Source organism: Mycobacterium paragordonae (assembly GCF_003614435.1).
GTDB lineage: Bacteria > Actinomycetota > Actinomycetes > Mycobacteriales > Mycobacteriaceae > Mycobacterium > Mycobacterium paragordonae.
This window is the reverse complement of sequence record NZ_CP025546.1, coordinates 1,491,819-1,516,398: the sequence shown is the minus strand read 5'-3', so window position 1 is coordinate 1,516,398 and position 24,580 is coordinate 1,491,819. Positions and strand designations below refer to the sequence as shown.

At 68.7% G+C, this 24,580-nt stretch carries 24 protein-coding genes; 12 read left to right on the top strand and 12 right to left on the bottom strand.

All coding sequences use genetic code 11. The features are described 5' to 3' along the window. Nucleotides 1–20: 20 nt before the first annotated feature. From C0J29_RS07040 to C0J29_RS07030, 3 genes are read right to left on the bottom strand one after another with little or no spacing between them, the layout of a single operon-like run. Nucleotides 21–1,190 (bottom strand): acyl-CoA dehydrogenase, encoded by a 1,170-nt coding sequence (locus tag C0J29_RS07040; protein WP_120791874.1) that lies wholly within the window; start codon nt 1,188–1,190, stop codon nt 21–23. Nucleotides 1,191–1,210: 20 nt separating this feature from the next. Then, nucleotides 1,211–1,735, bottom strand: coding sequence for a 5-(carboxyamino)imidazole ribonucleotide mutase (gene purE, locus C0J29_RS07035; protein ID WP_120791873.1), 525 nt, complete (start codon nt 1,733–1,735; stop codon nt 1,211–1,213). Then, nucleotides 1,728–2,960, bottom strand: a complete 1,233-nt coding sequence (locus tag C0J29_RS07030) for a 5-(carboxyamino)imidazole ribonucleotide synthase (protein ID WP_065162090.1) — start codon at nt 2,958–2,960, stop codon at nt 1,728–1,730. Before C0J29_RS07030 ends, purE begins: the two co-directional genes overlap by 8 nt. Before the next feature lie 99 nt (nt 2,961–3,059). On the opposite strand from C0J29_RS07030, the gene C0J29_RS07025 reads away from it, so the two are divergent. Then, nucleotides 3,060–3,737: a GtrA family protein gene (locus tag C0J29_RS07025; protein WP_065046380.1), complete on the top strand. Its 678-nt coding sequence runs from the start codon at nt 3,060–3,062 to the stop codon at nt 3,735–3,737. Here the strand turns inward: C0J29_RS07025 and C0J29_RS07020 are convergent. Genes C0J29_RS07020 through C0J29_RS07010 form a run of 3 tightly spaced genes read right to left on the bottom strand, consistent with a single transcriptional unit; the run spans nt 3,692 to nt 6,590 of the window. Continuing rightward, nucleotides 3,692–4,210, bottom strand: coding sequence for a PH domain-containing protein (locus C0J29_RS07020; protein ID WP_065162083.1), 519 nt, complete (start codon nt 4,208–4,210; stop codon nt 3,692–3,694). The genes C0J29_RS07025 and C0J29_RS07020 overlap by 46 nt on opposite strands. 11 nt (nt 4,211–4,221) lie before the next feature. Continuing rightward, a complete protein-coding gene (locus C0J29_RS07015; RefSeq protein WP_120791872.1) occupies nt 4,222–5,028 on the bottom strand; it encodes a biotin--[acetyl-CoA-carboxylase] ligase in 807 nt (268 codons plus the stop codon). Continuing rightward, nucleotides 5,025–6,590: an FAD-binding protein gene (locus C0J29_RS07010; RefSeq protein ID WP_120791871.1), complete on the bottom strand. Its 1,566-nt coding sequence runs from the start codon at nt 6,588–6,590 to the stop codon at nt 5,025–5,027. Before C0J29_RS07010 ends, C0J29_RS07015 begins: the two co-directional genes overlap by 4 nt. A 64-nt stretch (nt 6,591–6,654) precedes the next feature. Between C0J29_RS07010 and C0J29_RS07005 the strand changes: the two genes are divergently transcribed. From C0J29_RS07005 to C0J29_RS06970, 8 genes are all read left to right on the top strand, one after another. Continuing rightward, a complete protein-coding gene (locus C0J29_RS07005; RefSeq protein WP_120791870.1) occupies nt 6,655–8,295 on the top strand; it encodes an acyl-CoA carboxylase subunit beta in 1,641 nt (546 codons plus the stop codon). Continuing rightward, nucleotides 8,292–8,675: an acyl-CoA carboxylase subunit epsilon gene (locus C0J29_RS07000; protein ID WP_371872364.1), complete on the top strand. Its 384-nt coding sequence runs from the start codon at nt 8,292–8,294 to the stop codon at nt 8,673–8,675. The genes C0J29_RS07005 and C0J29_RS07000 overlap by 4 nt, the downstream gene beginning before the upstream one ends. Beyond that, nucleotides 8,672–9,322: a Maf family protein gene (locus C0J29_RS06995; RefSeq protein WP_120791868.1), complete on the top strand. Its 651-nt coding sequence runs from the start codon at nt 8,672–8,674 to the stop codon at nt 9,320–9,322. Before C0J29_RS07000 ends, C0J29_RS06995 begins: the two co-directional genes overlap by 4 nt. Before the next feature lie 11 nt (nt 9,323–9,333). Beyond that, the gene (locus C0J29_RS06990) at nt 9,334–9,834 is read left to right on the top strand and encodes a pyridoxamine 5'-phosphate oxidase family protein (RefSeq protein WP_120791867.1); all 501 of its coding nucleotides are present in this window, start codon (nt 9,334–9,336) and stop codon (nt 9,832–9,834) included. 14 nt (nt 9,835–9,848) lie between these two features. Continuing rightward, nucleotides 9,849–10,742 (top strand): sulfurtransferase, encoded by an 894-nt coding sequence (locus tag C0J29_RS06985; RefSeq protein ID WP_120791866.1) that lies wholly within the window; start codon nt 9,849–9,851, stop codon nt 10,740–10,742. A gap of 4 nt (nt 10,743–10,746) precedes the next feature. Then, a complete protein-coding gene (locus C0J29_RS06980; RefSeq protein ID WP_065046444.1) occupies nt 10,747–11,166 on the top strand; it encodes a SufE family protein in 420 nt (139 codons plus the stop codon). A 127-nt stretch (nt 11,167–11,293) separates the two neighbouring features. Beyond that, nucleotides 11,294–13,087 (top strand): acetyl/propionyl/methylcrotonyl-CoA carboxylase subunit alpha, encoded by a 1,794-nt coding sequence (locus C0J29_RS06975; protein ID WP_120791865.1) that lies wholly within the window; start codon nt 11,294–11,296, stop codon nt 13,085–13,087. 276 nt (nt 13,088–13,363) lie between these two features. Continuing rightward, the gene (locus C0J29_RS06970) at nt 13,364–13,750 is read left to right on the top strand and encodes an STAS domain-containing protein (RefSeq protein ID WP_174814823.1); all 387 of its coding nucleotides are present in this window, start codon (nt 13,364–13,366) and stop codon (nt 13,748–13,750) included. On the opposite strand, the gene C0J29_RS06965 is transcribed toward C0J29_RS06970, so the two are convergent. The 4 genes from C0J29_RS06965 to C0J29_RS06950 all read right to left on the bottom strand — a co-directional run bounded on the left by C0J29_RS06965 (nt 13,721) and on the right by C0J29_RS06950 (nt 16,154). Further along, the gene (locus tag C0J29_RS06965; protein ID WP_120791863.1) at nt 13,721–14,509 is read right to left on the bottom strand and encodes an RNA polymerase sigma factor SigF; all 789 of its coding nucleotides are present in this window, start codon (nt 14,507–14,509) and stop codon (nt 13,721–13,723) included. The genes C0J29_RS06970 and C0J29_RS06965 overlap by 30 nt on opposite strands. 7 nt (nt 14,510–14,516) lie before the next feature. Next, the gene (locus C0J29_RS06960; protein ID WP_065046357.1) at nt 14,517–14,954 is read right to left on the bottom strand and encodes an ATP-binding protein; all 438 of its coding nucleotides are present in this window, start codon (nt 14,952–14,954) and stop codon (nt 14,517–14,519) included. Between the two features lie 370 nt (nt 14,955–15,324). Continuing rightward, entirely contained in the window at nt 15,325–15,636 is a 312-nt protein-coding gene (gene usfY / locus C0J29_RS06955) for a protein UsfY (RefSeq protein ID WP_065046355.1), read from the bottom strand. 128 nt (nt 15,637–15,764) lie between these two features. Next, nucleotides 15,765–16,154, bottom strand: coding sequence for a hypothetical protein (locus tag C0J29_RS06950; RefSeq protein WP_120791862.1), 390 nt, complete (start codon nt 16,152–16,154; stop codon nt 15,765–15,767). A 208-nt stretch (nt 16,155–16,362) separates the two neighbouring features. Between C0J29_RS06950 and C0J29_RS06945 the strand changes: the two genes are divergently transcribed. The 3 genes from C0J29_RS06945 to nei2 are packed head-to-tail and all read left to right on the top strand — an operon-like array spanning nt 16,363 to nt 22,413. Beyond that, nucleotides 16,363–17,040: a TetR/AcrR family transcriptional regulator gene (locus tag C0J29_RS06945; protein ID WP_065162075.1), complete on the top strand. Its 678-nt coding sequence runs from the start codon at nt 16,363–16,365 to the stop codon at nt 17,038–17,040. Nucleotides 17,041–17,073: 33 nt separating this feature from the next. Continuing rightward, nucleotides 17,074–21,660 (top strand): ATP-dependent helicase, encoded by a 4,587-nt coding sequence (locus C0J29_RS06940; RefSeq protein ID WP_120791861.1) that lies wholly within the window; start codon nt 17,074–17,076, stop codon nt 21,658–21,660. Between the two features lie 3 nt (nt 21,661–21,663). Continuing rightward, nucleotides 21,664–22,413 (top strand): endonuclease VIII Nei2, encoded by a 750-nt coding sequence (gene nei2 / locus C0J29_RS06935; protein WP_120791860.1) that lies wholly within the window; start codon nt 21,664–21,666, stop codon nt 22,411–22,413. Between the two features lie 8 nt (nt 22,414–22,421). On the opposite strand, the gene C0J29_RS06930 is transcribed toward nei2, so the two are convergent. Both C0J29_RS06930 and C0J29_RS06925 read right to left on the bottom strand, forming a co-directional pair. Then, a complete protein-coding gene (locus C0J29_RS06930) occupies nt 22,422–23,339 on the bottom strand; it encodes a CE1 family esterase (RefSeq protein ID WP_120791859.1) in 918 nt (305 codons plus the stop codon). Between the two features lie 23 nt (nt 23,340–23,362). Continuing rightward, nucleotides 23,363–24,565: a PPE family protein gene (locus C0J29_RS06925; RefSeq protein WP_120791858.1), complete on the bottom strand. Its 1,203-nt coding sequence runs from the start codon at nt 24,563–24,565 to the stop codon at nt 23,363–23,365. Between the last annotated feature and the right edge of the window lie 15 nt (nt 24,566–24,580).

The window sequence follows — 24,580 nt, the reverse complement described above, 5'->3', positions numbered from 1 at the left end:
GCCATCTACCCGATGTGTGCTCAGCGCAGTAGCGCCCGCGACATCACCACGCGCTGAATCTGGTTGGTGCCCTCGTAGATCTGAGTGATCTTGGCGTCGCGCATCATGCGCTCGACCGGGAAGTCGACGGTATATCCGGCGCCGCCGAACAGCTGCACAGCGTCGGTGGTGACCTCCATCGCCACATCGGAAGCCAGGCACTTCGACGCCGCGGAAATGAAGCCGAGGTTGCCTTCACCGCGTTCGGCACGCGCCGCCGCGGAGTAGACCATCAACCGCGCGGACTCCACCTTCATGGCCATGTCCGCGATCATGAACTGCACCGCCTGGAAGTCGCTGATCGACTGACCGAACTGTTTGCGGTCCTTGGTGTAGGCGATCGCTGCGTCCAGCGCGCCCTGGGCGATGCCGACCGCCTGCGCACCGATCGTCGGGCGGGTGTGGTCCAAGGTGGCCAGCGCCGTCTTGAATCCGGTGCCGGGATCGCCGATCATCCGGTCGCCCGTGACACGGCAGTTCTCGAAGTACAGCTCCGTGGTGGGTGAGCCCTTGATGCCGAGCTTGCGCTCCTTGGGACCGACGGTGAAACCCTCGTCGTCGATGTGCACCATGAACGCCGAGATGCCGTTGGCGCCCTTGTCCGGGTCGGTCACCGCCATCACGGTGTACCAGGACGACTTGCCGCCGTTGGTGATCCACGCCTTTGCGCCGTTGAGGATCCAGTCGTCGCCGTCGGCCTTGGCCCGGGTGCGCATGGACGCCGCGTCCGAGCCCGCCTCGCGTTCGCTCAGCGCGTAGGAGGCCATCGCGGACCCGTCCGCGATCGAAGGCAGCACCTGCTTCTTCAGATCGTCGGAGCCGCGCAGGATCAGGCCCATGGTGCCCAGCTTGTTGACCGCGGGAATCAGCGAAGCCGACGCGTCGACGCGGGCCACCTCTTCGATGACGATGCAGGCCGCCACCGAATCCGCGCCCTGGCCGCCGAATTCCTCCGGGACGTGCACGGCGTTGAAACCGGAGGCATTGAGTGCGTCCAGCGCCTCTTGCGGGAACCGGGAGTTCTCATCCACGTCGGCGGCGTGCGGCGCGATCTCCTTTTCCGACAGCGCGCGGATCGCGGACCGCAACTCCTGGTGTTCCTCCGGCAACTGGAACAAATCGAACGACGCGTCTCCGGCCCAACCAGCCATCTTCGCCAGCCTCCTCTTTCCTATTCGCGGGCTAACTTACCCGCAAGTCTCTGCAGTTCCGCATCCTTGGCTCGCACGGTCTCGGCCAGCTGATCCTGAAACGCGACGATGCGCGTCCGTAGTTCCGGATCGGCGGATCCCAGCATCCGCACCGCCAGCAGACCGGCATTGCGGGCGCCGCCGATGGACACCGTCGCCACCGGAACACCGGCCGGCATCTGCACGATCGACAGCAGGGAATCCAGGCCGTCGAGCCTGGCCAAGGGTACCGGCACGCCGATGACCGGCAACGGCGTGGCGGAGGCCACCATGCCCGGCAGGTGCGCGGCGCCGCCCGCCCCGGCGATGATCACCTCGATGCCGCGGTCGGCCGCCTGACGGGCGTAGTCGAACATCACACCGGGGGTGCGGTGCGCCGACACCACCCGAACCTCGTGTGACACGTCGAACTCGGTCAGCGCCACCGCGGCGTCCTGCATCACCGTCCAGTCGCTGTCGCTGCCCATGATCACGCCGACACGGGGGTTAGTCCGGGGGTTAGTCATGTGGATCCCATCCATCCGTCCATTGCCCGTGCGACAGCCAATGTGCCGCCAACTCTGCACGTTCGCGCAGCTCGGCGAGGTCTTGCGGCCCAGCCGCATCCGTGCCGAGGAAGTTGATGTGCCCGACCTTGCGACCGGGGCGCTCGGTCTTGCCGTAGAGGTGAACGCGCGCGTCGGGCATCCGGGCGAACAGGTGGTGCAGCCGTTCGTCGATGCCCATCTCCGGGGTCTGCGCCGCGCCCAGCACGTTGGCCATCACCGTCACCGGCACGGTGGCGTCGGTGTCGCCCAGCGGGTAGTCCAGCACCGCCCGCAGGTGCTGCTCGAACTGGCTGGTGCGGGAACCGTCCATGGTCCAGTGCCCGGAATTGTGCGGCCGCATCGCGAGCTCATTGACTAGGAGGGGCCCAGCAGCGCTCCCCGTTGTCTCGAACAGTTCGACGGCCAGCACACCGACCACGCCCAGCTCCGCGGCCAGCCGCAGCGCGAGCCGCTGGGCGTCGGACGCCACGGCCGGGGCCAGATCCGGCGCCGGCGCGATCACCTGCACGCAGATGCCGTCGCGTTGCACCGTCTCCACCACGGGCCACGCCGCACCCTGACCGAACGGCGAGCGGGCGACCAGCGCGGAGAGTTCACGACGCAGCGACACCCGCTCCTCGACCAGCACCGACACCCCACCGGCCAGGTATTCGCCCGCAATGTCGCGGGCGTGGGCAAGATCACGCGGCATCTGCACGCCGCGGCCGTCGTAGCCGCCGCGCGCCGCCTTGACCACCAGCGGGCCGCCGACGTCTGCTGCGAACCTGTCCAGCTCGCCGAGAGCGTCCGGGTCCTCGATGCCGACATAGCGCGGCACCGGCGCACTCAGAGCCTCCAGGCGCCGCCGCATGACCAGCTTGTCCTGCGCGTGCACCAGCGCCTCCGGCGGCGGCAGCACGTTGACACCCTCGGCGACCAGCTTGACCAGCAGTTCGGTGGGCACATGCTCGTGGTCGAAGGTCAGCGCCGTGGCACCGGCGGCGACCCGGCGCAGGTCCTCCAGGTCGGTGTGCGAGCCGAGCACCACGTCGGGGGCGACCTGGGCGGCGGGCTCGTCGGCGGTGTTAGCCAGCACGCGTAGGCTCTGCCCGAGCGCGATGGCGGCCTGATGGGTCATCCGGGCCAGTTGGCCACCGCCGACCATGGCCACCAGCGGGGTACGGGGTCTCGGCACGGCCATCATGTTGTCACGGTGGCTGACCGGCGTGTTTTCCGGCTCTCGTACCAAATTGTTATGTACCATTTTGCGTCGAATTCGAGATCGTCCGTAGACTGGCGTGCTGTGTCCTTTGCCGATGCCACAATTGCGCGCCTCCCCGGGGTGGTTCAACCCTTTGCGATGCGCCACCACGAGCTGATCAAATTTGCCATCGTCGGCGGCACCACATTCATCATTGACTCAGCGATTTTCTACACGCTGAAGCTGACAATTCTGGAACCGAAGCCGGTCACCGCGAAGGTTATCGCCGGGATTGTCGCGGTCATCGCCTCCTACGTGCTGAACCGCGAGTGGAGCTTCCGGGACCGCGGCGGTCGTGAGCGCCATCACGAAGCGCTGCTGTTCTTCGCGTTCAGCGGCGTGGGTGTGCTGTTGAGCATGGCCCCGCTGTGGTTCTCCAGCTACGTGCTGCAACTGCGGGTGCCCAACGTGACCCTGACGATGGAGAACCTTGCCGACTTCCTGTCGGCCTACATCATCGGGAACCTGCTGCAGATGGCGTTCCGCTTCTGGGCGTTCCGGCGCTGGGTCTTCCCCGACCAGTTCGCACGCAACCCGGACAAGGCGCTGGAGTCGGCGTTGACGGCCGGTGGCATCGCCGAAGTCTTCGAGGACGAACTGGAAGGCGGGAACGTCACGCTGCTGAAGTCCTGGCGCAACCGCCGGGGCAAGGGCACCGGCCGGCTCGGGTCGGCTCAGCTGGGCGACTCCTCCGAGCCCAGGGTGTCGAAGACCTCGTGATACAGCAGCGCGTGCACCTCGCGTAGCCGCGGAATGTTGTAGAACTCCAACGGGTCCTGAGACGCCGACTCGATGATCAGCGTTCCGGTGCGGAACATCCGCTCGAAGATCTTGTCCCGGAATTCCACGCTGTTGATCCGCGCCAGCGGGATGTCGATACCACTGCGGGTCAGCACACCGTGGCGGTACATCACCCGCCGGTTGGTGACGACGAAGTGCGTGGTCAGCCAGGTCAACAACGGCCACACCGTCAGCCAGCCGATGATGATGAGCCAGATGCCCCAGATGACGCCCTGCAGGATGTTCTTGGTCAGCTGCGCCCACTGAGTCGAGTTGACGAAGCCCGACCCGAGCGCCGCCAGGCCCGTCACCAGCAACAACGTCAGCACCGGCAGAATCAGCCGCTTCCAGTGTGGGTGACGGTGAATCACGACCTGCTCGCCGGCGGCCAGCGCGTTGTCGGGGTAGCCCATGTCGCGCGAGATTACCGCAGGTGCACCACGTCGCCGGCGGAAACCACGACGGTCTCGCCGGACTTGGCGGCATCGCTGTCCCAGGTTTCCAGGCACAGCCGGCCCTGGTCGTCGACGTCGCGAGCGATCCCGACGATCTGCCGGCCACCGGGCAGTTCAGCGCGCACCCGCGAGCCCAGTGTCAGGCTGCGTGCGCGGTAGTCGCTGGCCAACTGTGGGTCGGCGCCGTCGGCGGCCCGCCAGCCGGTGATCCGCTCGCCCAGTTCGCGCAGGATGCGACAGACGAGCACGTCCCGGTCGGGGTGCGCGACGCCCTCGTCGCGCAGCGACGTCGCCCCGGCCACCCCGGGTGGGGCCGCGGTGACGTTCAGGCCGATCCCGATCACCGCATACGGCCGGGTGACCTCGGCCAGGACGCCGGCCAGTTTGCCGTGTCCGGCCAGCACGTCATTGGGCCACTTGAGACCCGCTTCGACGGTGGTGGCGGTGGCCACCGCGTCGGCTACCGCCAGCCCGGTGGCCAGCGACAACCAGCCCCAGCCGGCGGTGGGGACGTCGTCCACCCGCACGCCGACCGACATGGTGATCTGCTCGCCGGGGGATGCCCATTGGCGGTCGTGGCGCCCGCGTCCGGCGGTCTGGTGCTCGGCGATCAGCACCTGCCCGTCGATGTCGGTCCCGGACCCGGCGCGCGCCAGCAGATCGGCGTTCGTCGAACCGGTCTGCGCGACGACGTCCAGGCGCTGCCAGTAGGACTGGCCGCCGATCACCTGGGCCCGCAGTGCGGCCTCGTCGAGCGGGGTGAGCTGATCACTCATCGGGTCAGCCTATCCAGCATGTCCCGCACAGCCAGGTAACTGAACAACATGCTGGTGCCGATCGGGTTGCCACCGCCCGGATAGGCCGTCCCGCTGGGCGCGGCCATGGTGTTGCCGGCCGCGTACAGCCCCGCAATCGGCCGGCCCGCGGTGTCGAGCACGCGCGCGGCGGTATCGGTGCGCAAACCGCCCTTGGTGCCCAGATCCGAGATGCCGAACGCCGCGGCGTGAAACGGCGGCGTGTCGATCGGCACCAGCGGAGACGCGCCGCCGGAGAACGCCCGGTCGAAGGCCTCGTCGCCGCGGCCGAAATCTTCGTCGGCGCCGGCGGCGGCGAATTCGTTGAACCGGGCGACGGTCGCGGCCAGCCGGTCGCCCGGCACGCCGATTTTGGCGGCCAGCTCTTCGAGGGTGTCGGCGGTGTGCCACAGCCCGGCGTCGACGTACTTCTGCGTCTCGACGATGGAGACGTTGGCGGCCTTGACCGGCGGTCGCTCGCCTTCGCTGTCGTCGTAGATCATCCAGTACGGCAGGGTCAGGGAGCCGTCGCGCAACTGGGCGATGATCTCGCGGCCGGCCCGGTCGTAGGCCCTGGACTCGTTGACGAACCGGTTGCCGTCCTGGTTGACGAAGATGCCGCCGGTGAACCACAGCGCAAAGGCCGAGCGGCCGTCGGGATGGCTCATGCCCGGCGACCACCAGGCCTGGTCCAGCAGATCGGTGTCGGCACCGGCCGCGACGCCCGCCTGCAAGGCCCGGCCCAGACTGCCCGGGCCGCCCATGGTGTCGCGGGCGACGCCCGGCACACCGTAGCGGTGGCGCAGCTCGTCGTTGTTCTCGAAGCCCCCGGCGGCCAGCAGCACCCCGCGTCGGGCGCGGATCGCCGTGCGCTTGCCCTCGCTCTCGACGATGGCGCCCTGGACGGCGCCGTCAGCGACAACCAGCTCGACCAGCGTCGTGTTGCGGCGCGACGCGGCGTTGGGGTACTGGCCGATGGCTTTGAGGAACCGCGCGATCAGGGCCCGACCGCCGACGTAATAGTCGGGCGGGGTCGGTGCGCCGAGCCTGTCGGTGTCCAGCGGCCCGCGGATCGCGTCGCGCAGTTCCGGCGCGGCGGCCACCTTCAGGGGCTTCGCCGCGATGTGGCGCTGGCCGTCCAGGCGGGCCTTCGGCGCCTTGCCGTAGTAGTCGGGCCACGGCAGCGGCACGAACTTGAGGTCGGGATCCTGCTCGAGGTATTCGATCAGCGGCGCACCGCCGCGGACGAAGGTCTCCTGCAGGTCGCGGGGAGTCCGGTCCCCGACCACGGCGTGGTAGTAGGTGAGCGCGTCCTCGATCGTGTCGTCTGTGCCGGTGCGCAGCAGCACCGGGTTGCAGGGGAACCAGACGCCGCCGCCCCCGGAGTACGCGGTGGTGCCGCCGAACTTGTCGGTCGCCTCGATGAGCAGCACGTCCAGACCCTCGCGGGCGGCGGTATAGGCGCCGGTGACGCCCCCTCCGCCGGACCCGGCGACCAGGACGTCGTGTTCCTCCGACCAGTCCACCGCGTTGTGGGCGCCCATCCCCGGAGACTACTTAAGGGCTGCTTAAGGACGGGGCAGGGGGCTGCCGATAACATCGACTCCCATGACAAGCGTTGCCGACCACACGGCCGAACCCGCTGCCGAGCACACCATCGACATCCACACCACCGCGGGCAAGCTCGCCGAGCTGCACAAGCGCCGAGAAGAGTCGCTGCACCCGGTCGGTGAGGCCGCCGTCGACAAGGTGCACGCCAAGGGCAAGCTGACGGCGCGCGAGCGCATCACCGCGCTGCTCGACGAGGACTCGTTCGTCGAACTGGACGCGCTGGCCAAGCACCGCAGCACCAACTTCGGCCTGGAGAAGAACCGTCCCGTGGGCGACGGCGTCGTCACCGGCTACGGCACCATCGACGGGCGCGACGTGTGCATCTTCAGCCAGGACGCCACCGTATTCGGCGGCAGCCTCGGCGAGGTCTACGGCGAGAAGATCGTCAAGGTGCAGGAGCTGGCCATCAAGACGGGCCGGCCCCTGATCGGCATCAACGACGGCGCCGGCGCCCGCATCCAGGAGGGCGTCGTCTCCCTGGGTCTGTACAGCCGGATCTTCCGCAACAACATCCTGGCCTCCGGCGTCATCCCGCAGATCTCGCTGATCATGGGCGCCGCGGCCGGCGGGCACGTCTACTCCCCCGCGCTGACCGACTTCGTGATCATGGTCGACCAGACCAGCCAGATGTTCATCACCGGGCCAGACGTCATCAAGACCGTCACCGGTGAGGACGTCACCATGGAGGAACTCGGCGGCGCCCACACGCACATGGCCAAGTCGGGCACGCTGCACTACGTCGCGTCCGGCGAGCAGGATGCCTTCGACTGGGTCCGAGACCTGCTGAGCTACCTGCCGCCCAACAACGCCACCGACGCCCCCCGCGAATCCATCCCGGTGCCGGTCGGGGCGATCGAGGACAACCTCACCGACGAGGACATCGAGCTCGACACCCTGATCCCGGACTCGCCCAACCAGCCCTACGACATCCACGAGGTCATCACCCGCATCCTCGACGACGACGAGTTCCTGGAGATCCAGGCGGGATACGCCCAGAACATCGTGGTCGGGTTCGGCCGCGTCGACGGCCGGCCGGTCGGGCTGGTCGCCAACCAGCCCACCCAGTTCGCCGGCTGCCTGGACATCAACGCCTCGGAGAAGGCCGCCCGGTTCGTGCGAACCTGCGACTGCTTCAACATCCCGATCGTGATGCTGGTGGACGTGCCGGGCTTCCTGCCGGGCACCGGCCAGGAATACAACGGAATCATCCGCCGCGGCGCCAAGCTGCTGTACGCGTACGGCGAGGCGACCGTCCCGAAGATCACCGTGATCACCCGCAAGGCCTACGGCGGCGCCTACTGCGTCATGGGTTCCAAGGACATGGGTTGCGACGTGAACCTGGCGTGGCCGACGGCGCAGATCGCCGTGATGGGCGCCTCGGGTGCCGTCGGATTCGTCTACCGGCAGAAGCTGGCCGAAGCGGCGAAGAACGGCGAGGACGTCGACGCGCTGCGGCTGCAGTTGCAGCAGGAGTACGAGGACACGCTGGTCAACCCGTACATCGCCGCCGAGCGCGGCTACGTCGACGCGGTCATCCCGCCGTCGCACACCCGCGGTTACATCGGGACGGCGCTGCGGCTGCTGGAACGGAAGATCGCGGTGCTGCCGCCGAAGAAGCATGGGAACATTCCGCTGTGAGTCGAGCGAGCGGAGCGAGCGACGGGAGCGAGATGAACGATCAGGGCCCTGTGAGTCGAGCGAGCGGAGCGAGCGCAGCGAGCGACGGGAGCGAGATGAACGATCAGGGCCCTGTGAGCACTGACGTGACCGAAGAGGCCGAAGGCACCGAAAGCACCGAGGCGCCGCAGCCCCACGAACCGCACCTCCAGGTGCTGCGCGGGCACCCCACCGACCAGGAGCTGGCCGCGCTGGTCGCCGTCCTGGGCACCATCGGCCACGCGCCGGAGCCGGCCCCGCCCGAGCCGTCTCGCTGGGGCCTGCCGGTCGACAAGTTGCGCTACCCCGTCTACAGCTGGCAGCGCATCACCCTGCAGGAAATGACACACATGCGCCAATGACGCGGCTGGTGCTCGGGTCGGCCTCTGCCGGCCGGCTCAAAGTGCTGCGTCAGGCCGGCGCCGATCCGCTGGTGCGGGTCTCCGGCATCGACGAGGACGCGCTGATCGAGGCGCTGGGACCCGGCGCCCCTGCCGACGAGGTGGTCTGCGCGCTGGCCCGCGCCAAGGCCGAACATGTGGCGGCCACGCTCGACTCGCGGGACGTGACCGCGGATTGCGTTGTCCTGGGCTGTGATTCGATGCTCTATCTGGACGGTCAGCTGTGCGGCAAGCCGGCCTCCACCGACGACGCGCGCCGGCAGTGGCGGTCGATGGCCGGGCGTACCGGGCGGTTGCACACCGGGCACTGCCTGATCCAGCTCCGGGACCACACCGTCGTCCGCACGGAGGCCGAAACATCAATCACCACAGTGCATTTCGGGATTCCCACGGATTCCGACCTGGAGGCCTACCTGGCCAGCGGCGAGCCGTTGCGGGTCGCCGGGGCATTCACACTGGACGGCCTGGGCGGTTGGTTCATCGACGGCGTCGGCGGTGACCCGTCGACCGTGATCGGTGTGAGCCTGCCGCTGCTGCGCTCGCTGCTGGCACGCTGCGAGTTATCGGTCGCCGATGTGTGGGCGGGGAATGTCAGACCCTCGTCCTAACCTGGTCAACCATGGCCACCTGGACCGAGTTCGCCGAACAGGCCCCACAAATCGCCGCCACCTTCATCCGTCGTCATCGCGCCACGCGCAATCTGTGCATGCTGGCCACACTGCGCGCCGACGGCTTCCCGCGGATCAGCCCGATGGAGCCGCGGATATTCGAGGACACGTTGTGGATCACCGGCATGCCAGACACCACCAAATACCGGGATCTGCAACGTGATCCGCGGTTGTGCCTGCACACCGCGACCGTCGACACCGAGGTCACCGACGGCGACGCGAAACTGTGGGGACGGGCCTATGTCGCGCCGTATGTCGCCCCCTCCAGCGCGCTGCACCAGCGCTTCGCCGACGCGTTGTTCGACGACATCGGCCTCGACCTGCGCGGCCAGGAGTTCGACCTCATCGGCGTCGACCTCACCGGGGCGTCGGCGGTCCACCTCAGCGACGGCCACTTGGACGTCACCATCTGGAAGCCCGGCCAGGCCGAACGGGTGGTGCGCAAGCACTGAGTAGGCTTTAGGACGTGCCGCTTCCCCCGGATCCCAGCCCCACCCTGCAGGCCTACGCCCATCCAGAACGGCTCGTCACCGCCGATTGGCTGTCCGCTCACCTCGGCTCCCCCGGTCTGGCGATCGTCGAGTCCGACGAGGACGTGCTGCTCTACGACGTCGGCCACATTCCCGGCGCCGTCAAGATCGACTGGCACACCGATCTCAATGACCCGCGCGTACGCGACTACATCAACGGCGAACAGTTCGCCGCGCTGATGGACAGCAAAGGCATCGCCCGCGACGACACCGTGGTGATCTACGGGGACAAGAGCAACTGGTGGGCGGCTTACGCACTGTGGGTGTTCACCCTGTTCGGGCACCCCGATGTGCGGCTGCTCAACGGCGGACGCGACCTGTGGCTGTCCGAGCGGCGCGACACCACGCTGGACGTGCCGCGCCGGACCTCGTCCGGCTACCCCGTCGTGCAACGCAACGACGCACCGATCCGTGCCTACAAAGACGACGTACTGCAGGCCCTGGGCAGCCAGCCGCTGATCGACGTGCGCTCCCCCGACGAATACACCGGCAAGCGCACCCACATGCCCGACTACCCCGAAGAGGGGGCGTTGCGCGCCGGCCACATTCCCACCGCGCGTTCCATCCCGTGGGGCAAGGCGGCCGACGACAACGGGCGCTTCCGCAGCCGCGAAGAACTGGACGAGCTGTACGGGTACCTCGACCCCGACGACAAGACCATCGTCTACTGCCGCATCGGCGAGCGATCCAGCCACACCTGGTTCGTGCTGACCCATCTGCTGGGCAAGCCGGACGTGCGCAACTACGACGGTTCGTGGACCGAGTGGGGCAACACCGTGCGGGTGCCGATCGTCGCCGGCGTTGAGCCAGGTGACGTACCGGGGCGGTGAGCCGATGAGCATGCCGGCACCCCTGGCAGAAGTGGTGTCCGACTTCGCCGACGTTCAGGGCCAGGACAAGCTGCAGCTGCTGCTGGAGTTCGCCAACGACCTTCCGGAGCTTCCGCCCGATCTGGCGGAGGCGGCGATGGAACCGGTGCCCGAGTGCCAGTCGCCGCTGTTTCTTCACGTCGACGCCAGCGATCCGCAGCGGGTGCGGTTGCACTTCAGCGCTCCCGCCGAAGCACCCACCACCCGCGGATTCGCCGCCATCCTGGCGGCCGGCCTGGACGAGCAACCGGCCGACGCGATCCTGGCGGTGCCGGAGGATTTCTACACAGAACTGGGTCTGGCCGCTCTGATCAGCCCACTTCGGCTGCGCGGTATGTCGGCGATGCTGGCGCGAATCAAAAGGCGGCTGCGCGAAGGCGCCTGAATAGGGAACCGCGTGACCGGGTCCGCGGCGCGTTGCATAAACTTCCCCCGATAAGACTTGTAAGAAAATCTCTTAGAGAGAAATTTCTTCTAGAGAGACCAAGAAGACGTCGATACAGGAGGCGCTAGTGCCCAGTCACGCCAGCTCGAGGATCTCCAAAGTTCTGGTCGCAAACCGCGGTGAGATCGCGGTCCGGGTGATCCGGGCGGCCCGGGACGCCGGACTGGCCAGCGTGGCTGTTTACGCCGAACCCGACGCCGAGGCGCCGCACGTCAGCCTCGCCGACGAGGCGTTCGCACTCGGTGGGCAGACCTCGGCCGAGTCCTACCTAGACTTCGGCAAACTGCTGGACGCGGCCGCCAAGTCCGGCGCCAATTCCGTGCACCCCGGCTACGGCTTCCTGTCGGAGAACGCCGACTTCGCCCAGGCGGTGATCGACGCCGGGCTGATCTGGATCGGGCCCAGCCCGCAGTCCATCCGCGACCTCGGCGACAAGGTCACCGCCCGCCACATCGCCGCGCGCGCCCAGGCTCCGCTGGTGCCGGGCACGCCGGATCCGGTGAAGAACGCCGACGAGGTGGTCGCCTTCGCCGAGGAGTACGGCGTGCCGATCGCCATCAAGGCCGCGTTCGGCGGCGGTGGACGCGGCATGAAGGTGGCGCGCACCATCGAGGAGATCCCGCACCTGTACGAGTCGGCGGTGCGTGAAGCGGTCGCCGCCTTCGGTCGCGGCGAGTGCTTCGTGGAGCGCTACCTGGACAAGCCCCGCCACGTCGAGGCGCAGGTGATCGCCGATCAGCACGGCAACGTCGTCGTCGCCGGCACCCGCGACTGCTCCCTGCAACGCCGCTTCCAGAAGCTGGTCGAGGAGGCGCCGGCGCCGTTCCTGACCGACGCGCAGCGCAAGGAGATCCACGAGTCGGCCAAGCGGATCTGCAAAGAGGCGCACTACTACGGCGCCGGCACCGTCGAGTACCTGGTGGGCCAGGACGGCCTGATCTCGTTCCTCGAGGTCAACACCCGGCTGCAGGTCGAGCACCCGGTCACCGAGGAGACCGCGGGCCTCGACCTGGTGTTGCAGCAGTTCAAGATCGCCAACGGCGAGAAGCTGGACATCACCGAGGACCCGACGCCCCGTGGCCACGCCATCGAGTTCCGGATCAACGGTGAGGACGCCGGCCGCGGCTTCCTGCCCGCCCCCGGCCCGGTGACCAAGTTCCACCCGCCGAGCGGCCCCGGTGTCCGCCTGGACTCCGGCGTCGAGACCGGCTCGGTGATCGGCGGCCAGTTCGACTCGATGCTGGCCAAGCTGATCGTGTACGGCGCCGACCGCCACGAGGCCCTGGCCCGCGCCCGTCGCGCCCTGGACGAATTCCAGGTCGAGGGACTGGCCACGGTGATCCCGTTCCACCGTGCCGTGGTCTCCGACCCGGCGTTCATCGGGGACGACGACGGCTTCACCGTGCACACCCGCTGGATCGAGACCGAGTGGGACAACCAGATCGAGCCCTTCACCGGCGGGGAACCGATCGACGAGGAGGAGAGCCGCCCGCGACACAAGGTGGTTGTCGAGGTCGACGGCCGCCGGGTCGAGGTTTCGCTGCCCGGCGATCTGGCGCTGTCCAACGGCGCGCCCGACGCCGTCGGCGTGGTGCGCCGCAAGCCCAAGCCGCGTAAGCGGGGTGCCCACGGCGGCGCCACGGCTTCCGGTGACGCGGTGACCGCGCCCATGCAGGGCACCGTGGTCAAGGTAGCCGTCGAGGAAGGCCAGGAGGTCGCGACAGGTGACCTGGTGGTGGTCCTGGAGGCGATGAAGATGGAGAACCCGGTCACCGCGCACAAGGACGGTGTCATCACCGGCCTGGCCGTGGAGCCCGGCGCCGCCATCACCCAGGGCACGGTGCTCGCCGAGATCAAGTAGGCGCTGACCGGCTGCGTCGAGTGTGCGCTGGCTACGTCGAGTGTGCGCTGGCTACGTCCGACACGCCGTCGAGGCCGCGGCAGCCGCACACTCGACGCTTCCTGTGAATCCGGCTCTTTCGTTTGTTGACCCTCCCTGCCGCGGGTAGGGTCGTAAATAGGTTGAGTTCACAGCCGCCCGGATATTGCGTCCGGTAGGTGCGATTCTGACAGCGGCATTTCGCTTACTTGATGTGATCCACAGCAACGAATGATCGTCGACTGATGGAGTTCACAAATGTCTGTGACCCAAACTTGGCTGAAGTGCGAGAACGCCGAATTCAACGCCCAGTGGGAGCGTGGTTCGGGCACGGTCAGCGCGTACGGCGAGCTTGATGCCGCCAACGCCGACCTGCTCGCCGAATACGTGGCACGCTGCGTCAAGCACTGCCACTGGCTGACCCTAGACCTGACCGGCCTCAAATTCATTGGCACAGCTGGCTTTTCAGCGTTACACCGGATCAACGTGGTGTGCTCGGGGGCCGATGTGCGGTGGGCGATGGTACCCAGTCTGGCCGTGTCGCGGCTACTGCGGATCTGCGACCCGGACGGCGTGCTGCCGGTCAACGAGCCGAAGCGGTCCCCGCAGTCGCGGCTACTCCAGCTGATCCCGGAGTCGAGCTAGCGATTTGGCCAGCAGCCGGGATACGTGCATCTGCGAGATGCCGACCCGCTCGGCGATCTGCGTCTGCGTCATCGACTCAAAGAACCGCAGTACCAACACCATTCGTTCCCGCTCCGGCAGCGCCTCCAGCAACGGGCGCAGCGCCTCGCGGTTCTCGATGCGGTCCAGGCCCTGGTCGACGTCGCCCAGGGTGTCGGCGATCGCGCGCGCGTCGTCGTCTTCGTTGCCACCGCCGCTGTCGATGGACAGCGTGTTGTAGGAGCTGCCGGCCACCAGACCCTCGACCACCTCGGCGCGGTCCATACCCAGTTCGGCGGCGAGTTCGGTCGCGGTCGGCGCCCGGCCCAGCCGTTGCGACAACTCGGCGGTGGCGGTGCCCAGCCGCAGGTGCAGTTCTTTCAGCCGGCGCGGGACCTTGACCGACCAGCTGTTATCGCGGAAGTGCCGCCGGACCTCACCCATGATGGTGGGCACCGCGAAGGAGACGAAGTCCGAACCGGTTTCGACGTCGAAGCGAACCACGGCATTGACCAGACCGACGCGCGCGACCTGAATCAGGTCATCGCGTGGCTCACCACGGCCCTCGAACCGCCGTGCGATGTGATCGGCCAAGGGCAGGCAGCGCTCCACGATCTTGTCCTGGTGACGCTGGAATTCCGCCGAGCCGGCCGGAAAGCCGGCCAGCTCACGGAACATGTCCGGGACATCGGCGTATTCGTTAGGACGCGAATTGGAACCGCCGGCAGTTTGCTCTGTCAACTGGCAGTCACTTACTGGGGGCCGCCCGTCGCGCGGTCAACGAGATGCCGAACACACTGCCCGCGGCATCGGGCTCGCGACCGTCATGGAAAGTCTGGACGTCATCGGCCAGAGAGGTCAGGACATGCCAACTGAAGCTGCCCGGGGCCACCACATCGTGCGTGTCGCAGGCCGCGGAGGCCTCCACCACGAGTTCGTCGTCCCGCGGGTCGACCACCAGGGTCAGGACCGCGCCGGGTGTCGCCGAACGGATCAGACGCGTGCACGCCTCGTCGACCGCCAACCGCAGGTCCGCCACGGCGTCGAAATCCAGGTCTTCGAAGGTGCCGATGGCACCGACCAACGTGCGCAGCATGGCCAGGTTCTCCAGGCGTGCGGCAACGTTTAATTCGACGGCGCGGTATCCGCGTTGGCGCCCGTCAGCGCGCTGATCCGCATCGGTCATCTGGCCTCCCGGCAATATTCGGCCGACACTACTCCTGGCAGGGGTCCCGGCAGGGGCGCCGGATTGCGGCCCGCCGTGGACCAAGGGGTCGAGCCGGTTGGTCATGATCGCCACCGGGTATCTAACCAGTTGCGGGCGAAGTAGACATAACCGGCACAATCCCGCTTGCGACAAGGGTCTGTGCCGGCGTCGTCGTGATTCTGTGCCCCATGATGGGGTGACCACGCTAATGCAGGACTGCCGGTACTCATCATGGTCCAGACTTGATACCCCGTTGTCGGTACGGAAAAACTCCGCCGACCAGGTTTCCCGCTGTGACCTTCCCGACGCGATACGTCGCTACCGCGACCGGGGCCGAGCAAACAATCCGCTAGCCGGCCAGCCGCTGGCGCTGCACTTCCGGGTGCTCGGCATACCAGCGGTCGGCGATCCGGCGAATCCGCGCGTGCTCGACGGTCAGCCAGATGGCGCCGATCACCGCGACAACGGCCGCCGCGACGCCCGAGATCACGCCCTGCGAGTGGTGTCCGGTGCCGAAAGCCGCCAGCGATCCGACGCCGCCGATCACCCCGGCCACCACCAGGAAGTAGCCGGGCCAGTGCAACACGTCAATCAACGATTCGCCGGCAAGTGGCCGCGTCGTCCGCAAGTGGTCGACGGGGTCACGATAAGTGTCCCCCATGACTCTCTCCGTTCAATTCCGATTCCATTCCGAAGGGCCTGTTCAACAGGCGCTATAACCCACGGTAGAACTCCAGGAACACGATTGGGAGGGCGCAGACCTGACTATTTCCGGCTGATTTGCTGGTATCAGAGCGCCAGCGCGAGCGCCGGGCCGGCGATATGCGGCACGCTCATGGACAGAGTCACCAACATCAAGGTCAGCAGGAACCACCCGGCGCCGTGCCAGCCCCACCAGGTGCCCTGGTCTCGCCACACCCGGTAGGTGCGCACGAACGCCCACAGGCCGGCGATCAGCAGAATCACCGGACCGCCGAACGCGAGCATTGTCCGCTCGGGTGGACCGCAGGCAACGGTGTCGGTGCTCGCGCCTCCGCAGGTGCTGACCCATAGGGCCGCTATCACCACGAAGCCCACCCCGGCGGCAGTCGCCAGGGCGGCGAAGCGGATGGCGGCGTGGACTTCTCTGTCGTCCTGACTTGCGCGATCACCGCGCAGTCTCTCGTCTGCTGTTCGCATCGGAGCACCTCTGTATCTCGCCAATCGCTCGCGGCAGCTACCGGTTTCGTCAACCGCGACGCGTTTTCGTTCAGTACCCAACGCGCCCGCGCGGCAAACCGGCTGCGGCCCATTTCACAGCCCTGATCCGCTCCTCGAGGCAGCGAAAACCCGGCCGACCCATCCGCCGTGACCGCCTTCATATCCACCGTGAGTAATATCTGTCTTTATGGCGACAGCCAGGAGGCGGTTATCCCCTGAGGATCGACGCGCCGAACTGCTCGCTCTGGGGGCGGAAGTCTTCGGTAAGCGACCCTACGACGAGGTGCGGATCGACGAGATTGCCGAGCGCGCCGGAGTTTCGCGTGCGCTGATGTACCACTACTTCCCTGACAAGCGGGCGTTCTTCGCCGCGGTGGTCAAGGACGAAGCGGATCGGCTCTACGCGGCGACCAACACTCAACCCTCTCCGGGCATGACGATGTTCGAGGAGATCCGGATGGGCGTGCTGGCCTACATGGCCTACCACGAACAGAATCCGGAGGCCGCCTGGGCGGCATACGTCGGACTCGGCCGCTCCGATCCGGTTCTGCTCGGCATCGACGACGAGGCCAAGAACCGTCAGATGGAACACATCATGACCCGCATCGCCGAGGTGGTGGGCGGGATACCGGGACAGGCCGCCCTCGAGGCCGAGGTCGAACGAGACCTGCGGGTCATCCTGAACGGCTGGCTGGCCTTCACCTTCGAGACCTGCCGGCAGCGGATCATGGACCAGACGCTGGAAGCCGACCGGCTCGCCGACGCCTGCGCGCACACGCTGCTGGACGCGATCGCCCGGGTCAACAACATCCCCCCGCTGTTGGCCGAAGCCATGGCGACGGCACGGTTCAAGCCGCAGGTTTAGTCACTTGTCGGTGCCCCTTGGCACCATGGCAAGGTGAGCACTTCCACCCCGGCCGCACAGCCGGAAGCGGCGTTGGCACGGTTCAGCGCGATCACCCGCGACTGGTTCGCCAGCACCTTCGCCGCGCCCACCACCGCGCAGTCCGAGGCGTGGACGGCGATCGCCAACGGTGACAACACGCTCGTCATTGCGCCGACCGGCTCGGGTAAGACGCTGGCCGCTTTCCTGTGGGCGTTAGACGACCTCGCCGGCCTGGCCGCGCCGGACCGGCAGCGTGGCACCCGGGTGCTGTACGTGTCGCCGCTCAAAGCGCTCGCGGTCGACGTCGAACGCAACCTGCGCACTCCGCTGGCAGGCCTGACCCGGCTCGCGCAGGCCCGCGGCCTGCCGGCACCCGAGATCAGCGTGGGCGTCCGGTCCGGAGACACCCCGCCCGCGCAGCGCCGCCAGCTCGTCACCTCCCCGCCCGACGTACTGATCACCACCCCCGAGTCGCTGTTCCTGATGCTGACGTCAGCGGCCCGCGAGACCCTGGCCGGCGTACAGACGGTCATCGTCGACGAGATCCACGCCATCGCGGCCACCAAGCGAGGCGCGCATCTGGCGCTGTCGCTGGAACGGCTGGACGAACTGCGCGAGGGGCGCGCGGCTCAGCGCATCGGCCTGTCGGCGACCGTGCGCCCGCCGGAGGAACTGGCCCGGTTCCTCTCCGGGCAGTCCCCCACCACCATCGTGGCGCCGCCGTCGGCCAAGACGGTCGAGCTGTCGGTTCAGGTGCCGGTGCTCGACATGGCCAACCTGGCCAACAACTCGATCTGGCCCGATGTCGAGGCGCGTCTGGTCGACCTCATCGAATCGCACAACTCGACCATCGTGTTCGCCAACTCGCGGCGGCTGGCCGAGCGACTTACCGCACGCCTCAACGAGATTCACGCCGAGCGCACTGGCGTCGAGCTGCCGACGGGCGGCAACGCACAGGTCGCCGGGGGCGCCCCGGCCTACGTGATGGGCAGCGGCCAGAGCTTCGGCGCGCCGACTCTGTTGGCCCGCGCGCACCACGGGTCGGTCAGCAAGGAACAACGCGCCATCGTTGAAGAGGACCTCAAGAGCGGACAGCTCAAGGCGGTGGTGGCCACCTCCAGCCTGGAGCTGGGCATCGACATGGGCGCGGTGGACCTGGTGATCCAAGTGGAGGCGCCGCCATCGGTGGCCAGCGGCCTGCAACGAATCGGGCGGGCCGGCCACCAGGTGGGCGAGGTGTCCCGCGGCGTGTTGTTCCCCAAACACCGCACCGACCTGATCGGCTGTGCGGTAAGCGTGCAGCGCATGCTCACCGGGCAGATCGAGACCATGCGGGTGCCGGCCAACCCGCTCGACATCCTGGCCCAGCACACCGTGGCCGCGGCCGCGCTGGAGCCACTGGATGCCGACCGCTGGTTCGACACCGTGCGGCGCAGCGCGCCGTTCGCGACGCTGCCGCGCAGCGTGTTCGAGGCCACGCTGGATCTGCTGTCCGGCAAGTACCCGTCGACCGACTTCGCCGAGCTACGGCCGCGGCTGGTGTACGACCGCGATAACGGCACGCTCACCGCCCGGCCCGGCGCCCAACGGCTGGCCGTCACCTCCGGCGGCGCCATCCCGGACCGCGGGCTGTTCACCGTCTACCTCGCCACCGATTCCGAAAAGCCTTCGCGGGTAGGCGAACTCGATGAAGAGATGGTCTACGAGTCCCGCCCCGGCGACGTGATCTCGCTGGGCGCCACCAGCTGGCGCATCGTCGAGATCACCCACGACCGGGTGCTGGTGGTGCCCGCGCCCGGGCAGCCCGCCCGGCTGCCGTTCTGGCGCGGCGACGACGCCGGCCGCCCGGCCGAACTCGGCGCCGCCCTGGGCGCGCTCACCGGCGAACTGGCCGCCCTCACTCGAGACGAATTCGATAAGCGTTGTGCGGGTTGGGGTTTCGACGAGTACGCCAGGGACAACCTGTGGGGTCTGTTGGACGAGCAGCGGACCGCGACCCGGGTGGTCCCCACCGATATGACGTTGCTGGTCGAGCGGTTCCGGGACGAACTGGGCGACTGGCGGGTGGTTCTGCACTCGCCCTACGGCCTGCAGGTGCACGGGCCGCTGGCGCTGGCGGTGGGCCGGCGGCTGCGTGAACGTTACGGCCTGGACGAGAAGCCCACCGCGTCCGACAACGGCATCGTGGTGCGGCTGCCCGATACCGGCTTTGCCACCGACGGGGACACACCGCCGGGGGCCGAGCTGTTCGTGTTCGACCCCGACGAGATCGACCCGCTCGTCACCGCGGAAGTCGGCGAATCGGCGCTGTTCGCTTCGCGGTTCCGGGAGTCGGCCGCCCGGGCGCTGCTATTGCCGCGCCGCCATCCTGGTCGTCGTTCACCGTTGTGGCAGCAACGCCAGCGCGCCGCGCAGCTGTTGGCGGTCGCGCGGAAGTACCCCGATTTTCCGATCGTGCTGGAGACCATCCGCGAGTGTCTGCAGGATGTCTACGACGTGCCGACGCTGACCAACCTGATGGCGCAGATCGGCCAGCGCAAAGTCCGGGTGGTGGAGGTCGAGACCGCCCGCCCTTCCCCGTTCGCGGCGTCGCTGCTGTTCGGTTATGTCGGCGCATTCATGTACGAAGGCGACGTGCCGCTGGCCGAGCGGCGGGCGGCGGCTCTGTCGCTGGACAGCTCTCTGCTGGCCGAACTGCTCGGCCGCGTCGAACTGCGCGAGCTGCTCGACCCCGACGTCATCGCCGGCACCGGACGTCAGCTGCAGCACCTCTCGTCCGATCGGGCCGCCCGCGACGCCGAGGGCGTCGCCGACCTGCTGCGGCTGCTGGGCCCGCTGACCGAGGAGGAGGTGGCCGCGCGGGTCACCGCCTCGGACGGCACCGACATCGGGGGCTGGCTGGAAGGCCTGCGGGCCGCCCGGCGCGCGCTGACGGTGTCATTCGCCGGGCGCAGCTGGTGGGTGGCCGTCGAGGACATCGGGCGGCTGCGCGACGGCGTCGGGGCGGCGGTCCCGGTGGGCCTGCCGGCGGCATTCACCGAATCGGTGGCTGACCCGTTGGGAGAGCTGCTGGGCCGTTACGCACGCACCCACACCCCGTTCAGCACCGCCGAGGCGGCCGCCCGGTTCGGGCTGGGGTTGCGGGTGACCGCCGACGTGCTGGGCCGCCTGGCCGCCGACGGACGTCTGGTGCGCGGCGAGTTCGTCGCCGCGGGGTCGGTCTCGGGGTCCGGCGGTGCGGGATCCGAGCAGTGGTGCGACGCGGAGGTGCTGCGGATTCTGCGGCGCCGTTCGCTGGCCGCGCTGCGCGCCCAGGTCGAGCCGGTCAGCACCGCCGCCTATGGGCGCTTCCTGCCGGCCTGGCATCAAGTGGGCACCTCCGACACCGGGGTGGACCGGCTGGCGGCCGTCATCGATCAGCTGGCCGGGGTGCGGATACCCGCCTCAGCGCTGGAGCCGCTGGTGCTGGCACCGCGGGTGCGGGACTACTCCCCCGCCATGCTCGACGAGTTGCTCGCCACCGGCGAAGTGACCTGGTCGGGCGCGGGGTCGATCTCGGGCAGTGACGGCTGGATCGCGCTGCACCCCGCAGACTCCGCGCCGCTGACACTTTCCACAGCCACCGAGATCGAGTTCACCGACGTGCACCGCGGCATCCTGAACGCACTGTCGGGGGGCGGCGCCTACTTCTTCCGTCAGCTCGCCGGGGCCGGCGGCTCCGAGGCTGAGTTGAAGGCGGCGCTGTGGGAGCTCGTCTGGGCGGGCTGGGTCACCGGCGACACGTTCGCACCCGTGCGCGCGCTGCTGGGCGGCAGCACGGGCCCGCGTAAACGCTCGGCACCGGCGCACCGCAGCCATCGCGCACCACGGCTGAGCCGCTACAGCGTCGCGCATCCACAGCAACGCTCCGCCGACCCGACGGTGGCCGGGCGATGGTCGGCGCTGCCGCCGCCCGAGCCCGACTCCACGCTGCGGGCTCATTTCCAGGCGGAGCTGTTGCTGAACCGGCACGGGGTGCTGACCAAGGGCGCGGTGGCCGCCGAAGGCGTACCGGGCGGCTTCGCCACGCTGTACAAGGTGCTGAGCGGGTTCGAAGACGCCGGCCGCTGCCAGCGCGGCTACTTCGTCGAGTCGCTGGGAGGGGCGCAGTTCGCCGTCGCCTCGACGGTCGACCGGCTGCGCAGCTACCTCGACGGGGTCGATCCGCAACGCCCGGATTACCGCGCCGTCGTGCTGGCCGCCACTGACCCGGCCAACCCGTACGGTGCGGCGCTGCCGTGGCCCAGTTCCCAGGCGGAAGGTTCGGCGCGGCCGGGCCGCAAAGCCGGCGCACTGGTGGTGCTGGTGGACGGGGAGCTGTGCTGGTTCTCCGAACGCGGCGGACGGTCGCTGCTGACGTTCACCGACGACCCGGACGCCAACCACGCGGCAGCCGTCGCGCTGGCCGAACTCGTCTCGTCCCGGCGGGTGGCGTCCCTTCTGGTCGAGCGGGCGAACGGGGTGCCGGTGCTGACCCCCGACGGGCCGGCCGCGGCCGCGCTGGACGCACTGGTCGAGGCCGGGTTCTCCCGGACGCCACGCGGATTGCGGCTGCGGTAGCCCATGCCCGAAGGCGACACCGTCTGGCACACCGCCGCCAACCTGCGCGAGGACCTGGTCGGTCGCACCCTCACGCGCTGCGACGTCCGGGTGCCCAAGTTCGCCACCGTGGACCTCACCGGAGAGATGGTGGACGAGGTTCTCAGCCGGGGCAAACACCTATTCATCCGGGTCGGGCCGGCCAGCATCCACTCCCACCTGAAGATGGACGGCAGCTGGCGGGTCGGCCGGCATCGGGTGGATCACCGGGCACGAATTATCTTGGAAGCCGGTGATATTCGGGCTGTCGGCATCGATCTCGGGGTGCTGGAGATCCTGGAGCGCGACAACGACGAGTCCGCCGTCGCGCATCTGGGCCCGGATCTGCTCGGAGCGGACTGGGACCCGCAGCTCGCCGCCGCCAACCTGGTCGCCGACCCGGCCCGCCCCATCGCCGCCGCGCTGCTGGACCAGCGCGTCATGGCCGGGGTCGGCAACGTCTACAGCAACGAATTGTGTTTCATCTTCGGGCATCTGCCGACCGCCCCGGTGCGCGACATCGCCGATCCGCTACGGCTTGTCTCGCGCACGCGGGAGATGTTGTGGGCCAACCGCTCTCGCCGCAACCGCACCACCACCGGCGACACCCGGGCCGGCCGGCAGGTCTGGGTGTACGGGCGGGCCGGGCAGCCGTGCCGGCGTTGCGGCACACCCATCGCCTACGACGGTGAGGCCGAACGGGTGCAGTACTGGTGCCCGTCCTGCCAGCGCTGACCCTGCGCTCAGTCGCGGCCGTGCGTCAGGAAGAACTCGGCGATGACCTGGGAACCGTCGAAGACCCGGGTGGTGGCCCCGATGACCGTCTTCGGCAGGTACTGCTTGCCGCCCGGCCAGGTGTGCCCGCCCTTCTCTATCTGGTACAGGATCACGTCGGTGTTGTCGGCGCACCCTTCGGATTGGTAGCGGCGCACCAGAGTGCCGTCGTTGACCGGCGGCAGATCCTCGATCGTCGGCGGACCCTGGCAACGGTCAACGGCACGCCAGCGGTCGAGCAGGCTGGTGACGGAGATGGAGTGGCTCAGCCCGCCGCGGCCACGCACGTCGCCGCCGTTGTAGGGCACCACCGGGTCGCCGGTGCCGTGCGCGTCCAACACCGACACCGGCCGCGACGGGTTGCACGTCACGCCCACACCGAGCGTGCCGGAGATCGGCGCGATCGCCGCGAACACGTCGGCACGCTCACAGGCCAGCCGGTTGGACATGAACCCGCCGTTGGACATACCGGTGGCGAAGACGTGCCCCGGGGGAACCTTGAAATCGTCACGCAGCTTGGTCACCAGCGAGACCAGGAACCCGACGTCGTCCAGACGTTTGCGGTCGGCCGGCGCCGCACCCCGCCCGTCGCCCCAGCTCTTGTCGTAGCCGTCGGGGTAGACCACCAACAGGCCGTTCGCGTCGGCGACGGAGTCGAAGTCGGTCAGTCCGCGCTGACCCGCGCCGGTGCCGCCGCCGCCGTGCAGGTTCAGGACCAGCCCGACCGGCGGACCCGGCGGCACGTGCACCAGATAGGTCCGGTTCAGGCCGCCGTAGGGGAATATCCCCGCCTGGTCCCGCGCCCGGGCCGCCGCAACCTGCCGCTCGTTGCACCCGACCAGGCAGGCGAGCAGAACGGCCAGCAGGAGCAGTCGCGCCCAGGGCATGCCGTCAAACGTACCGACTTTGCTCACCCCGCTGAGGGGGGACGGGTCATGAACGTGCCCTTGAGTTCCAGGCCCATCGCCAGGTCCTCGTACTTCTGCTCCTTGCGCTTCTTCCAGCCGCTGCCGGCCGAAATGGGCGGCGCCATCAGCGGCGGCAGCATCGGGAACCCGGCGTCAGCACTGACATCCCCGGCGGGCAGCGGCGACGCCGCCGACGCGAGCTGCACCGGCATGTGGGCGCCGGTCAGCACCGCCGTGGCGGCCGGCGGCGCGGACAGACTTCCCATCGAAACCGCGACGCCCATCGCCGCCGCCGGTTCGGCCGAGCCCAGCGCCGTGGTCGCGCTCGACAGCGTTCCGAGAGCCGACTCGCCCTCCGAGAGGCCCTCGGCGATGTCGGGGGCCACCGACTGCAGCGCCTGAGCCGAGGTGTTCTGCGCCAGGTAGCTCAACATGTTGATCGGGAATCCCGACGAGATGAACTGATTGGCGTAGGTGTTGGCCAGTGCGAACCAGCCCTGGTTGGGGTCGAAGGTGACACCGATCGCCTGCAGCAGCGCATCGACCGGGGACACCGGCGGCGCAACGGCGTCCGCGGGCGCCACCGCCGCGGCCGCATTGGCCAGTGCCGTCGACACGTTGCTCGACGTCGCCTGGGCCGTCGCGGTCTGGACGGCCTCGGCCTGCGCCGCGGGCCCCTCGGGCGTGGTGATCGACGGCGGGGAGGTGAACATCTGCAGCTGCAGCGCCTGCGCCGAGGCGGCCTGGTAGCGGTACATGGCCGCGGCGTTGCTGACCCACATGCGTTCGTACTGCGCCTCGGTCTCGGCGATCGCCGCGACGTTCTTGCCCAGGCCGTTGGTGGCCAGCAACTGGGCGAGCTGGACCCGGTTGGCGGTCACCACCGAAGGGTGCACCACCGCGGCAGCAACGGCGCCGAACGCGCCGGCGGCGGCCTGCGCCGCCGACCCCAGGGCCAGACACTGCTGCGCGGTGCCCCCCAGCCACGTCAGGTAGGTTCCGACCGCCTGGATCATGGCCGTGGACGCCGGGCCGTTCCAGGCCTCGGCCACGGCGCCGAGCACCGGCGAATAGGCGCGAATCGACTCCTCGAGGTCGTAACCGAGCCGCTGCCACGCGTACGAGGCATCGAGCAGCGGTTCCCCTCCGGGCCCCGAGTGGATCAGCGCCGAGGTCACCTCGGGCGGCAGTCCGATGAAATCCATGCCATACACAATGTC